Annotated in this window: 11 protein-coding genes; 7 read left to right on the forward strand and 4 right to left on the reverse strand. The window is 63.9% G+C overall.

All coding sequences use genetic code 11. The features are described 5' to 3' along the window. Nucleotides 1-147: 147 nt before the first annotated feature. Nucleotides 148-2,889 carry a hypothetical protein gene (locus tag AC1DJW_RS20655; protein ID WP_476902364.1) on the reverse strand — a complete coding sequence of 914 codons (2,742 nt, stop codon included), beginning with the start codon at nucleotides 2,887-2,889 and terminating at the stop codon, nucleotides 148-150. A 140-nt stretch (nucleotides 2,890-3,029) separates the two neighbouring features. Between AC1DJW_RS20655 and AC1DJW_RS20660 the strand changes: the two genes are divergently transcribed. Then, nucleotides 3,030-4,337: an IS256 family transposase gene (locus AC1DJW_RS20660; protein WP_476902389.1), complete on the forward strand. Its 1,308-nt coding sequence runs from the start codon at nucleotides 3,030-3,032 to the stop codon at nucleotides 4,335-4,337. Here the strand turns inward: AC1DJW_RS20660 and AC1DJW_RS20665 are convergent. Further along, nucleotides 4,334-4,708, reverse strand: coding sequence for a hypothetical protein (locus AC1DJW_RS20665; protein ID WP_476902365.1), 375 nt, complete (start codon nucleotides 4,706-4,708; stop codon nucleotides 4,334-4,336). The two genes, AC1DJW_RS20660 and AC1DJW_RS20665, sit on opposite strands and share 4 nt — an antisense overlap. Before the next feature lie 133 nt (nucleotides 4,709-4,841). On the opposite strand from AC1DJW_RS20665, the gene AC1DJW_RS20670 reads away from it, so the two are divergent. Next, nucleotides 4,842-5,237: a hypothetical protein gene (locus AC1DJW_RS20670; protein ID WP_476902366.1), complete on the forward strand. Its 396-nt coding sequence runs from the start codon at nucleotides 4,842-4,844 to the stop codon at nucleotides 5,235-5,237. Between the two features lie 353 nt (nucleotides 5,238-5,590). Here the strand turns inward: AC1DJW_RS20670 and AC1DJW_RS20675 are convergent, their stop codons facing one another. Continuing rightward, entirely contained in the window at nucleotides 5,591-7,216 is a 1,626-nt protein-coding gene (locus AC1DJW_RS20675) for an amidohydrolase (protein ID WP_476902367.1), read from the reverse strand. 90 nt (nucleotides 7,217-7,306) lie between these two features. After that, complete coding sequence (locus AC1DJW_RS20680; protein ID WP_390281300.1) at nucleotides 7,307-7,957, reverse strand: TetR/AcrR family transcriptional regulator C-terminal domain-containing protein; 651 nt, start codon at nucleotides 7,955-7,957, stop codon at nucleotides 7,307-7,309. A 73-nt stretch (nucleotides 7,958-8,030) separates the two neighbouring features. Between AC1DJW_RS20680 and AC1DJW_RS20685 the strand changes: the two genes are divergently transcribed. From AC1DJW_RS20685 to AC1DJW_RS20705, 5 genes are all read left to right on the forward strand, one after another. After that, nucleotides 8,031-9,182, forward strand: a complete 1,152-nt coding sequence (locus tag AC1DJW_RS20685) for a sulfite oxidase (RefSeq protein WP_390281302.1) — start codon at nucleotides 8,031-8,033, stop codon at nucleotides 9,180-9,182. 93 nt (nucleotides 9,183-9,275) lie between these two features. After that, the gene (locus AC1DJW_RS20690) at nucleotides 9,276-9,848 is read left to right on the forward strand and encodes an SRPBCC family protein (RefSeq protein ID WP_476902390.1); all 573 of its coding nucleotides are present in this window, start codon (nucleotides 9,276-9,278) and stop codon (nucleotides 9,846-9,848) included. Then, on the forward strand, nucleotides 9,841-10,236 hold the full coding sequence (locus AC1DJW_RS20695) for a hypothetical protein (RefSeq protein WP_284753137.1): 396 nt from the start codon (nucleotides 9,841-9,843) through the stop codon (nucleotides 10,234-10,236). Before AC1DJW_RS20690 ends, AC1DJW_RS20695 begins: the two co-directional genes overlap by 8 nt. A gap of 41 nt (nucleotides 10,237-10,277) precedes the next feature. Further along, a complete protein-coding gene (locus tag AC1DJW_RS20700) occupies nucleotides 10,278-11,519 on the forward strand; it encodes a cation:proton antiporter (protein ID WP_476902368.1) in 1,242 nt (413 codons plus the stop codon). Between the two features lie 72 nt (nucleotides 11,520-11,591). Next, nucleotides 11,592-12,851 carry a hypothetical protein gene (locus AC1DJW_RS20705; RefSeq protein ID WP_476902369.1) on the forward strand — a complete coding sequence of 420 codons (1,260 nt, stop codon included), beginning with the start codon at nucleotides 11,592-11,594 and terminating at the stop codon, nucleotides 12,849-12,851. Nucleotides 12,852-12,914 lie beyond the last annotated feature (63 nt).

Here is a 12,914-nt window from a genome sequence, read left to right on the forward strand (position 1 = left end):
CAATCTGCGCCAGCGGCGCCTCGCCCTTGCGGGCCACATCAATAACATCCTGGCGGAACTCCGCCCCATAAGCCGTCGGCATGGTCAACATCCTTCCACGAGCACCAGCTCGCTAGGTCAAGGAGTCAACAAAACCGGGGGCAGTCCCTAGTTCACGTTCGAGGTGCCCGGTTGCGGTGTTCCTCCGGCGTAGGCGGTGATGTTCCCGAACGAGGTCGTGGAGGTGACCGTGATGTTCAGGGCTACGGCGGAGACGCCGCTGGTGGGGATCCCTCCGCGGCCGGTGACTTTCAGGTTCACGGTCTGCCCGGCGCCGACGGGACCGTTGGTGCCGCCGCGGCCGTTACGGGTGTCCAACTGCCGGAACGGGGTCTGGGGTGAGAAGACACCCGGATCGGTGGGGTTGCCGGGGTAGTTGTAGTTTTCGGTGGTGGCGAGTTTCCCGGTGGCATCGAAGCGTTTGACCTGGGAGCGGTCCCCGGCCGGGGTGTAGCTGTAAGCCTGGGCATAGGGTGCCGGGCCGCCAAGCCCCGCGGCCGACGTCGAGTCCGGCGTGGGGGCGGTGGTGCAGTTCTTCGCGGCCGCGGTCCAGACCGAGGCGAGCCGGGAGGCGTAGTCGTAGTTGTAGCACTGGTAGTCATCCGGTTGCCCAGGCCGCGACGGGAACCACTGTTCCCTGGCGCTGAGCTTGCCCGAGGGCGTGTAGCTGTAGTTGGTGGTGCCCAGGTCGGCGAGGACACCTTTGGCACGGTTGGACGCGGACTGGTTGGCCAGGCGCCCGGTGGTCGCGTCCCAGGTGAAGGTGAGCTGGTTCAGCCCGGTGGTGTCGGCCGTGGGACTTGCATAGTTGGGGTCGTATTGCTGGAAGGCGGCGATCTGGTTCAGATTGTTGTACTGGGTCCCGCCGGCAATGGTGTCAGAGCCGGCGGAAACGGAAGACGGGTTTTCGAACTCGTCGTAGCCGTTGAACGTTGTTTCGGCTGCTAGACCGCCCAGCGCGGGCGTGGTCTGGTTCTTCACCTGACCGGTCGTGGTGTAGGTGCGTGTGGTTGTGTAGTCCCCGGCGTAACCAGCCAGGCCGCCCGGCAGTGTCGTGGTGGTCGTGCCGGGCTGGTAGGCGGCGTTGTATCCGGACACGGCCGTGGTAACGGGCTGGTCGTAGTTGGGACCGTTGTACCGGGTGGTGGTGCTGGGGTGGCCCTTCTTCTCGGCGTCGAAGGTACTCGTGGTGAGGGTGTGCGCGGTGCCGCCTTGCGGGGTGATGCTGGTGCTGATGGTCCTGTCCAGGGCGTCATAGCTGTAGCTGATCAGGCTGCCTGCGGCATCCGTGGTCGTCGCAATACGGCCGGATGGGTCGTAGCTGGTGGTTGTGGTTCCGGTGTCGGGGTCGGTGGCCGATATTTGGCGGCCGGCGGCGTCCAGGGTCCAGGTCCATTGGTTGCCGGCGGTGTCCGTCATGGAGGTCATCTGGGCCAGGGCGTCGTAGCTGTAGCTGGTGGTGTCCGGGGTGCCGGTGGGTGTGGTGCCGTGGTAGAGCAACCGGGACACGGTTTTGCCGCTGGCGTTCACGATAGTGGTGGCCGCGGATTCGCTTCCCGGCCCGGTGGTCGTGCTCGTGTCGGCGCCGGTGTAGCTGGTGTTGGTGGTCCAGAGCGTCTGGTTGCCGTTGGTGAGGGCGGTGTCGGTGATGAGGCGCCCGGCGGCGTCGTAGTCGTACTGGTCCGAGGAGGATACGCCCACGTTGGGGATCATGAGGGTGGTCCCGGGGCTGGTGGTGTAGTAGTAGTCGTTGTTGACGAGTTGTTTGGCGCCGAAGGAGTTGTAGAAGGTGTCGGTGGCGATGGTGCCCCCGCCGGGTGAGAGTTTCTGGGTCTGGCGGATCCTGCCGAGCCCGTCGTAGATCTCGTAGCTGGAGATCGGTTGGCCGTTGCCGTTGATGTTGGTGCGCTGGATTGATGAAGGTGCATTCTGGGAGATCGTGTAAGCCGTGGCCTGGGTCGGGGCAGTGTTGGTGGCCTGCGGACGCATGGGGTCCCAGACCCCGGTGACCCGTCCGGAAGCGTCGTACCGGTAGCTGGTGACGTTCCCGTTCTCATCCGTAGCGGTGGTTTTGTTGCCCCGGATGGCTTCGAAGGCGGTGGTGGTGGTCCAGCCCAGCGGGTTGGTCGTCGTCACCGAGGCGGGCAGACCGGTCGCCGGGGTGTAGGCAGTGGAGGTGGTGCGGGCCGTCCCGGTGGTGTTGTCCGTGGAAGTCACGGTCCGGCCCAGAGGGTCATAGGCCAGGGTGGGTCCGGTTTTCCAGGTCGTGACGGTCGTGCCGTTGACGGCGGTGGCCGTGTCGGTGCGGGCCGGGTTGCCCAGGGTCGGGGCCTGGTACCCGGGCGCGCCGGGGGTGGCGGCCATGGAAGAGTCATAGAGTGTCTGCGCGGCGGTGAGGATGTTCCCGGCTGGTGCGCCGTTCGCGGCGCAGGGCCCTGCGTAGGTCGTGGTGGTGGCAGGCAGGGACAGCAGGTTCGCGCCGGTGCTTTCTGCGCCGGTGCTGTCCGCGTAAGCGGTCACTGTGCAACTGCCGGGGGTTACGCCGGTCTCCCCCGAATCGGACACGGAGGTAACCCGGCCGAGGCCGTCGATGGTGTTGGACGTGGTGGTGGTGCGGGTGCCGTTTCCGGGGCTGCTGGCAATGATCTTCTTCACCGAGGCTGTACCGGTGTGCCGGGCTGTCGGAGAACCGGTCCCTGATCCGGTGGCGGTCGCGCTGCCTGCGGCCCAGGGGGTGGTGATGGTGGTGCTCAGCTGCGGGCCGGTCTCGCCCAGGAATTTTTGGGTTTCAACTGCCGTGCCGACAAACCATGGCGAGTCGGTGATGGTCGTGCCGTCCGAGGCGGTCACGGACGCGGATACGAGGGTGTCAGATTGTTTGTGTGGGAGGGCTGTAGTCGCTAGGTGATTGGAGAATCATTGTGGCCATGACTGAACCCCGTGAAGTGACTCCGGAGGAATTGGCTGTGCGGGCCGCGGCTGCCGGCAGCATGGATGCGTTCAAGGCATCTGGTGCCTTTGATGAGCTGATGGCGCAGATTGATTCCGGTCAGCTGGAGCTCGATGGCAAGGATGGCTTCATCCAGCAGCTGATCAAAGCCTCCCTGGAACGCGGGCTGCAGGCCGAGTTGTCGGGACACCTGGGATATGACAAGGGTGACCCGGTCGGGCGTTTCCTTCCGAACTCGCGCAACGGGTCCTATCCCAAAACCCTGGGTACCTCGGCCGGTGACGTGGATCTGGCCATCCCACGGGACCGTGATGGCTCGTTCACTCCGCGCTTGGTTCCCAAGGGTTCCCGCCGCACCGGAGGCCTGGATGACATGATCGTGAGTCTGTACGCCGGCGGCATGACGATCCGGGACATCGCCCACCATCTGGAATCGACCTTGGGCACCGAACTCTCACGAGAGACCATCTCCAAGATCACCGATGAGGTCCTCGAAGAGGTGCTGGAATGGCAGAAGCGTCCGCTGGACCCGCTGTACCCGATTCTCTATCTGGATGCGATCATCATCAAGGTCCGGGACGGCCATCAGGTCCAGAACCGCGCCGCGCACATCGCCGTCGGCGTGGACATGGACGGCATCAAGCACGTCCTGGGCATCTGGGTCGAGGCCGCCGAGGGAGCGAAGTTCTGGGCCGGGGTCTGCGCTGAACTGGCCAACCGCGGCGTCAGGGACGTCCTCATCGTTTGCTGCGACGGGCTCACCGGCTTCCCCGAAGCCGTCGCGGCAACGTGGCCAGAAGCCACCGTGCAAACCTGCGTCGTGCATCTGATCCGGGCCTCGATGCGCTTCATCGGCTACCAGGACCGCAAAAAGGTCGCCGCCGCGTTGCGCCCGGTTTACACCGCCCCGACGGCCGACGCCGCCCAAGACGCCTTGGACGAGTTCGAGGCCTCCGATCTGGGACGGAAATACCCGGCAACGGTCCGAACCTGGCGCAACAGCTGGGAGAAATTCACACCGTTCCTGGCGTTCCCGCCACCACTCAGACGCATCATCTATACGACCAACGCGATCGAGTCGCTGAACTACCAACTGCGCAAGATCATCAAGAACCGCGGGCACTTCCCCAACGACCAGGCAGCGGTAAAGCTACTCTGGCTCGCCATCTGCAACATCGAGGACAAACGCGCCAGCGAACGGGCCAAGATGGACAGCAAGACCCGCGACAACCGCTCCAAAACCGTCCACAAGCTCATCGAAGGCACCTTCACCCCAGGATGGAACGAAGCCCCGGGGATCCTTATCCTGAACTACCCCGACCGGCTTAGGCCCTACCTGAACAACTAAGACAACGGTCCTCCTACACAAACAACTTGACAGGCTCCGTTGACGGTGGCCTGGACCAAGTCAGTGGAAATATCCTGCCAGCCACCGCCGGACTGCATCCGGACCGGCTCGGCGGTCACCGTCCGCGTGAACGTCCCGTCAGGGTGCGCCACGGTCTGCTCGGTCGGGGTGGTCAGGGCGTCGACCACGACATCGGTCTTATTCTGGGACGCCTGCGTCCTGGCCACGCTTTCCGTGACCGGGCCCGTGATTCCGGCGCCGAGGCCCGCGGGCGGTGGCCCCGCCCACGCAGCGCCAGGCGCCGTCAGAAGACCCGCAACGACCGACAAACCGCAAAAAGCGCGCAACAGCAATGAAGGACGAGATCCCACGGGACCACTTTTACGAGAAGGAAGTGCGCGGGATCCCCAAAAAAATAGACCGTTCCCCCAAAGCACGGAATGCTGAGAGAAAACTACATCCTAATTGATTAGATCGGCAAGAGGCTGATCAAGGGGTCTGATTGTGACGAACGGAGGACCACCACAAGAATGCGCGAAAGAACCCGATCCGCAGCGTAAGCTTCATTCATTTGCACTGAACAGTGCCCAAAATCTTCAGGGGGAATACGTGACCGACTCGAACAACCTTCAAAACGAAACGATGCCGCAGCAAAATGGCCAGACGGAGCCGGACATGGCCGAGTTCCACCTTCGGCAGGGACAGAAGTACCGCCGTGCATCCATCATCATCGGCATCGTCGGGCTGTTCCTGTTCGGCATTGCTGCGGGGGCCGTAGCGTTCATTATGGCCCGGCGGGCCGAAGCGGCCGGGGTCAAGGCAACTGCCGGAAAGGTCCTTGCCGTGCTGGATATCATCGGCGGCATCATCGTCATGGCAATCTTCCTCAAAAACAGATAACCGCCAGCCGCCCTGAAAAGAGTGCGCTAACGTCCCCGCGCAGGACGACGCCGGTACCAAGCAAGAAAACCCCACAGCGCGAAGATCAAACATACGGCAGCGACAATCCCCCGCCACCATACAAAAGGCTGCCACAGCCCGAATATCAAGGCCCAAACTAGGAGAACGCCACTCACGTCGAGTCGTGGGGCACGGATCTTCACGGAGGCTCTCCTTCTTTCATTTGTCTCAGTCCAGGAGCGCGAGCACCAAAGACCAACTCAATGAAGAATACTTTCCCAACGGCCCGCAGGCCGACGGCACCACAGCCCGACGGCCCCATAGCCCGACGTCGGACCCGGAGCCCCGGCCCCCTACCCCCGGTACCGCACTTCCCCGCCCACCACAGTGAGCGCGACTGACGCCGTCAGCAGGGAGTCCAGTCCGGCGTCGAACGGGTCCGTGTCCAGTACCACAAAGTCCGCCATCATTCCGGTGGCGAGCGTACCCAGCTCAGCCTCCCGGCGGCAGGAGTAGGCCGCATCGCGGGTGGCATGGCTGAGTGCGTCGGCGAGGTCCAGGGCGTATTTCGGCAGGTTCGCCGGCAGGCTCGCGTCCAAGGCGGACTTCCGGGTGGTCGCGACGAACATGTTGGGCAGCGGCTGGTGCGGGGCGGTGGGAGCATCCGAGCCCAGGGCCAGGGTGGCGCCGGCGTCGGTGAATTCCGTCCACGGGTAGGCGCGGTCGACGCGATCGTCGCCCAGCATGGCACGCCAGTTCTTCTGCACAGCCGGATCCGCGTGGACGGGCTGCATGGAAGCCACCACACCCAGCCTTGCCAGGCGCTGGATGCTCTCCGCCGTCACGGTTTCCATGTGTTCAATCCTGTGCCGTCGATCCCTGGGCCCGTTCACCTCGTTGGCGTATTCCAAGGCGTCAAGGGCTACTTCGGATGCGAGGTCGCCGATCGCGTGAATGGCTACCTGGAGACCCTCGGCATCGGCGGCGGCTACCACCGGATTGAGGAACTCGGGCTGCCAGATCAGCTCCGCGTTGCTGCCGTCCGCATACGGTTCCTTCATGGCTGCGGTACAGCCGTCAATAACTCCATCCGCGATGATCTTGATGCCGATCACCCTCAGCCACGGCGAATTCACCTCGCGGGCCAGCTCCGCCGCGCGAGCCACCTGGGCAAGGTTTTCTTCATGGTTTCCGGTAGGAGCAACCAGCCAGTGGGCGTTGACACGTAGGGGCAGCGTTCCGTTTCCCCTCGCCAGCGCACGACGCATCGCGCCAAGCTCGTCTTCGACCAGCGCCATGTCGATTCCGCTCGTCACACCTGTGGACAAGTAGTGCTCGAATGCCGCAGCCAAGTGCTCGTCGCGCTGCTCATCGGTTGTCATGGAAGCCAATTTCGGCCACGCGTACTCATGCATCGCGGTTTCTTCCAACAGCCCGGTTGCCTCGCCCGTTTCCGGATCGCGCAGGATCCTGCCGCCCAGCGTGTCCGGTGTGTCCTTGTCGATGCCCATCTCCGCCAGCGCAGCGGTGTTGACCCACATGGAGTGGAGATCGTTCGCGTCCAGGTACACCGGGCGGTCGGGCACGACGGCGTCAATCATCGCCGCGGTCGGCGCACCGCCCGGGATGGCCGAGAACAGCCAGCTGGTGCCCAGGATGCGCGGAGCCTCCGGATTTGCGGCGGCGGCTTCCTTGAGGCGGAGCTGGATCTCCTCGAGGTTGGCGGCGTCGCGCAAGGCAACCTTCTGCATGGTCTGGCCCATCATCACGATGTGCGTGTGCGCGTCGATGAAGCCCGGGAGCACAAAGGCACCACCCAAATCCACGACGGCGGCCGGAACCGCCATCCGAAGCGCCTCGGGCTCGCTGCCAACAAAAGCCAGTCGCTCTCCCTCAACAATCATGGCCTCGGCAGCAGCAGGCCCGGCTGCGGTGAAGATCTTGGCGTTTCGGTACAGGGTGCGCGGCAAGGTGGTCACTGGGGGTTCCTTAATCACTAAACGAAAGGCTTTCGTTTAGTATGGCGAGCAACCTCGTCGAGCACAAGCCCGGGCGGAAACTTCCCTTGACTACGCGGGATCCTGCCTGGTCAACGCCCCATCCGGCCTTGCCCGCAAGCGCAGGCCGTCCATGAGGACCTCAAGCCCGAACTCGAAAGCCGTTTCGGCCCGGTCGGTGAGTTCCGATGCTCCCTCTACGGCACGTCCCAGCGCGGAGTCGGTGCCCGGTGCCACATCCCAAACACTGCCCGGAGCGGCCAGGTCGAGCGCCGCGCCAATGGCGAAACTGTCAATCATGGCGAGGGTCGAGGCAACCTCAGGGCCCCGAAAGCCAGCATCCTCCAGGGCAGAAGCCATGCGCTCATAAAGGGCGATGACGTGGGGGTTCCGGACGGTCTGCATCACCATGAGCGGGGCCGCACGCGGATGCCGGGCGAAGTTTTCCCGGTAGGTGCGGATCTCGGACCGCAGCACATCCTCCCAACTGGCCTCGGCACCGGGAGCCACGTCGAGAGGCAACGGCTCGCCTTCGGTAATGCGGCCCCGGACCAGTTCCAGGATCTCTTCCCGTCCCGACACGTGGTTGTAGATGGAGGACTGGCTGACACCGATCCGCGCGGCGAGTTTGGGGAGGCTAAAATCGCCGGTCTCATCAATGAGTTCCAGGGCGGCCGTGACCACGGCATCGATGGAGATCAAGGGTTTGAGCGGGCGCGCCATCAACGGACTCCTGAGGTTGTTTAGGACTCAAACTATCAGTGACACCACCGCCACGGGCGGCCATACTGGGATCATGAGCGTCAACACCCGCCGCACAGCGGAAGGCGCCGCTGTTGCCACCCCGGCCCCCACCGCCCCTGCTGCTCCGACAGAACCAACCACACCGGCCACTCCAACAACCGGTCCCATCACCCGCGAAGAACTGCAACTGGCTTCGCGCAACCACGCCATGCCGTTGGAGATGCTCCGATGGCCCGTCACACCGCTGGGCATGCACTATCTCCTGGTCCATTTCGACGTCCCCCAGATCGATCCCGTCTCGTGGCGGCTGAATATCGGCGGACTCGTAGACCATCCGCACGAATACACCCTGCCTGACCTCCAGCACCGCGAGCGCCGCACTCAAGCCGTCACGATGGAGTGCGCCGGCAACGGCCGCTCGCGGCTGGAACCGCGGCCTGTGAGTCAACCATGGGACCAGGGTGGAGTGGGCACCGCCGAATGGACCGGTACCCCGCTCGCTCCGTTGCTGCTCGACGCGGGCGTCTCCCCCGACGCCGTCGAACTCGTCTTCACGGGCGCGGACCGCGGGATCCAAGGCGGTGTGGAGCATCAATACGCGCGCAGCCTGACGCTCGCGGAAGCAATGTCCGACGACGTCCTGCTCGCCTATGAGGTGAACGGCCAAGCCCTGCCACCGCAGCATGGCTACCCTGTCCGGCTGCTCGTTCCGGGCTGGTACGGGATGACGAGCGTCAAATGGCTGCAATCCATCGAGGCAATAGACCACAGCTTCGACGGTTACCAACAGCTCGACTCCTACCGCTACACCCAAGACGCAGACGATCCGGGCGAACCCGTTCAGCGGATCAAAGTCCGCTCCCTCATGGCTCCCCCAGGCGTCCCCGATTTCTTCACGAGGCAACGCACTGTCGACGCCGGACCTGTCCAGCTGAGCGGCCGGGCCTGGTCCGGGAAAGGAACCGTAGATAGCGTTGAAGTCTGTGTGGACGGGGCCTGGGAGGAGGCCCAACTTCAAGCTCCGACCGGCCGGCATGCGTGGCGTGGATGGACGTTCACGTGGATCGCAACGCCCGGTTCCCACGAGCTGGCATGCCGCGCGACGGATTCCACCGGGCAGACCCAGCCGGAGGCGCCGGAGTGGAACTATCAAGGCATGGGAAACAATGACATCCAACGGCTGACGGTGACCGTCCGGGAGTAACCGGCCCGCGGGCACACCGAAGCCGGGCCGTTGACCGTGTGCAACGGCATGAGTACTGTGAGTCCACTATCCATCCGCGCCGTGGAGGCAGCAATGGGCGGCATTTCCAAGAGCAACGCCGACTACGAGTTCCTCACAGTGTGGCGCGTCGCGGGGACCCCGCGCGAAGTCGTGGATATTTTGGGCGACGCCGGAACACTGCCCCACTGGTGGCCTTCGGTGTATTTGAGGGTTGTTCCGCTGGATCCGGGAAATGCGGACGGGACCGGAAAAGCCTTCTCGCTGCACTCGAAAGGCTGGCTGCCGTACACGCTTCGCTGGAGGTTCACTGTCACCGAACCCATCACCGAGAGAGGTTTCGCGATCGCAGCGAGCGGTGACCTGAGCGGTACCGGGCGCTGGACTTTCGAACAGGACGGACCGGAAACGGTGGTCACCTATGATTGGCGGGTCAGCACCTCGAAACCGCTGCTCCGGCGGCTAAGCTGGCTGCTCAAGCCCGCTTTTGCCGCGAATCACCATTGGGCGATGGCGCGCGGTCAGGAGAGTCTCGCCCTTGAATTACGACGACGACGTCCCGGCACGGACCTCTCCAAGGTCCCGCGTCCGGCGCCCCCTACGTTTGCAAGCCGTTACCGCTGGCCAAGGAGCACAACGCATGCCTGATGACAACAAAGACGAAGTCCGCTGGTTGGCGCAGCCCGAGGACCAGGACTATCCGAGCGCGGCGGACTATTTGTCCCTGTTGGAATCAGACGACGTCGTTGCCTCCGTGGTCGCGGCGCTCAAGGATGCGCCCATCCAGCACCGCAAGGCCAAGGACATCCTCCGTGCCGCGCGGCTGGCGCTGTTGCCCGAGGACAACGCCCACGTCGCCTCGGACTTGAAGAAGATCAAGGAGGGCAAGAGGCTCTCGCCTATCCTCATGGTCAAGGGCGACCTTGCCCGGGGCATTCCTGCGCAAGTGGCCGATGGCTATCACCGGGTGTGCGCAAGCTACTACACGAACGAAAACACCGACATTCCCCTGAAACTGGCTGATGCGCCCCGGTGACCGCCGCTAACCAACCGCAACGCCGGTAGAAGGAGGAACGTGTGTCGTTCTTTCAGCTTTCGCTGATCGCCGCGGTCGCGCTCCTCGGACCGTTGCTCGCGCTCCCCCGGAAATGGCACCTTCCGGTTGTGCTGGGACAGTTGCTGGCGGGCATCGTCATCGGACGCACGGGTCTCGGCCTGGTGGACTCCTCGGATCCGACGTTCACGTTCGTGGCCGACGTCGGATTCGCCCTCATCATGTTCGTCGCCGGGACGCATGTCCCCGTACGGGACAAGGCCATCCGTCCCGCACTGGGTAGCGGCGCACTGCGCGCCGGCATCGCGGCGGTGCTGGCCGCCGTCGTCGGAGTCGTCATCGCTTTAGCCTTCGGCACCGGACATGCTCCCCTCTACATCGTTCTGCTCGCGTCCTCCTCAGCAGCGTTGGTCTTGCCGATCGTCGACTCCCTTCGGCTGACAGGGCCGAAGGTCCTGACGACGACGGCGCAAGTGGCGATCGCTGATATCGCTTGCATTGTGGCGCTTCCGTTAGCCGTTGACCCGCCGAACGCCGGCCGAGCGGCGGTCGGGGCAGCCGTCGTCGCGGCTTGCGCGCTGGTCCTGTTTTTTGTGCTTCGCTGGCTGGAGAACAGCGGCAACCGCGGAAGGTTGCACGACATCTCCGAAGACCGGAAGTTCGCCTTAGAACTACGGATCCAGCTGGCCTTGCTGTTCGCGCTTTCAGGGCTCGCGGTCCTTGGCCACGTCTCCATCATGCTGGCCGGGTTCTCCTTCGGTCTGGTGGTCTCCGCGGTGGGCGAACCCCGTCGCCTGGCGCACCAGCTCTTCGCCGTGAGCGATGGTTTCCTGGGGCCGGTGTTCTTCGTCTGGCTGGGCGCATCGCTCGACCTGCGGACCCTCGCGGGCAGCCCGAGAATGATCCTCCTCGGGATCTGCCTTGGCTTTGGAACATTGCTGGTGCACGGAAGCATCCGGGCCCTCGGCCAGCCCCTGCCGCTCGCAGTACTGGCCTCGTCCCAATTGGGAGTACCGGTTGCAGCCGCCACCATCGGCTCCCAATTGCACCTGCTGGAACCGGGAGAAGCGGCCGCCATGATCCTTGGCGCCCTCATCAGCATCGGGGCAAGCACCATCGCCGGCTCGCGGGCGGCACGCAGATATTCGGAAGCCGCGCCGGAATCCGCGCCGGAATCCGCGGGCAAGGGGCCAAAGAGCGAGGGTCCGTCCGACAAAGGCCAAGCCGGCAAGCCGTCGGAGGGCGGTCCAGCAATAACTGCCTGATTTCCAAACCCGCGTATTGATTCGGGTAACGTCAGTGCGGTAGTTGTGCGCCCGGGAAGCGAAGGAGCGGCCATGAGCCGGAAGACGAAAAAGCCAAAGGCCCGCGGCGGGCACCTCAAGGCAGTGCCTTCGGCCCCCAAAATGCCTTTGCAGTTGGTCCTCAACCATCGCGTAGTCGACTCCCTCACCCCGGAATTCGTTCATTGGTACGAAGGATTCAGTGACGCCGAAGACGCCTTAAGGTGTCTGCACATCGTCAAACTCTTCATCTCGGCGAGCCACGCGATCAGCGAGGAAAGCTCCGCAACCAGGTTCGACCCTGACAGCTTGGACGATGCAGCCCTTGCCCTTGCCGGGATGCCTGACGTGGCTGACAGCGATGAGGCGCTTGTCGAGATCTTCGATTACTTGCACCTTTATGCTGAATTCCTCTTTGAAACGGGCCGCTGGTCGGGAACCGAGGAGGACTACTTCGTCCTCCATATGCTCCTCAACGAAGAAGCTGACGGGGAATTGGATCTTCCAGGCGATATCCCGGAGCTCTCCGACGAAGAGCAGGACCGGGCGTTCCAGGAACTCCCGGTCCTCCAGTTGACCGGACGTTTGCTGGAGTGGCTGGGATCCGGAAAGGACGTCACCAGCACGGGCGTGCTCCGGCTGAAAGACATTGAAGGTGCGGCCGGAGCGGTAGGAGTGAAAGCCAGAGGGAAAAAGACCGGGAAACGGCCTCTCCCGGAGGGCCAGGGCGCGGCCGAAGTCGAGGGCGAAGTCGATCCTGAGTCATTTGAAGCCGGCTCCATGCACGAAGTTCCCGTACTAAGCGATATCTGGGCTGCCATGGTCGGCACCCGTATCCTGTCGATCGGTTCGACGCGTGCGGTACCTGGCGCTGGCGCCGAATCGTGGCACTCCCAGGACCTCGACTCGAGGCTTCAGATCCGGCGTGAGTTCCTCACGGTATTCCTTGCAAGTGCAGTGATGGATTCCGGCAGCATGGGGGAAAAAGGTCCCCGGGATAATGCAACCTTGGCCAGGGTCCTCTTGAAGGGAGCCAGTGGGGAGCCCGTCAGCGTGGACGAACTCAAGAGTGCGGCAGCGAACGAAACGGTGGGCAGCGCGTTGCCCACTTTCGAGGCGATCCGGGCGCTCCGCGAGCTCGCCACCCTCGCCGATCTTGGCCTCGTCGACGTGGACACCCACTACACCGTTCCCCCGGCGGTCATCCAGTGTGTGATCCCGGCGCTCGCCCTGGTTCTTACGATGGAAGACAATTTCGAACCGGGCCCGTCACCTGACCCATCCGACAGCGGCCCGGTCACGAACCACCGATAGAATATCCAGGTTGACCAGCCGGAACTGGACGGTCAACCATCCGCTTGAACGCTACCGAGGGAG

This window comes from Arthrobacter sp. 05L417 (genome assembly GCF_056397865.1).

Coding starts and splice junctions, on each gene's coding strand:
- AC1DJW_RS20690 (WP_476902390.1), top strand. CDS start 9,276: ATGGGCGGCATTTCCAAGAGCAACGCCGACTACGAGTTCCTCACAGTG.
- AC1DJW_RS20685 (WP_390281302.1), top strand. CDS start 8,031: ATGAGCGTCAACACCCGCCGCACAGCGGAAGGCGCCGCTGTTGCCACC.
- AC1DJW_RS20680 (WP_390281300.1), bottom strand. CDS start 7,957: ATGGCGCGCCCGCTCAAACCCTTGATCTCCATCGATGCCGTGGTCACG.
- AC1DJW_RS20695 (WP_284753137.1), top strand. CDS start 9,841: ATGCCTGATGACAACAAAGACGAAGTCCGCTGGTTGGCGCAGCCCGAG.
- AC1DJW_RS20660 (WP_476902389.1), top strand. CDS start 3,030: ATGGATGCGTTCAAGGCATCTGGTGCCTTTGATGAGCTGATGGCGCAG.
- AC1DJW_RS20705 (WP_476902369.1), top strand. CDS start 11,592: ATGAGCCGGAAGACGAAAAAGCCAAAGGCCCGCGGCGGGCACCTCAAG.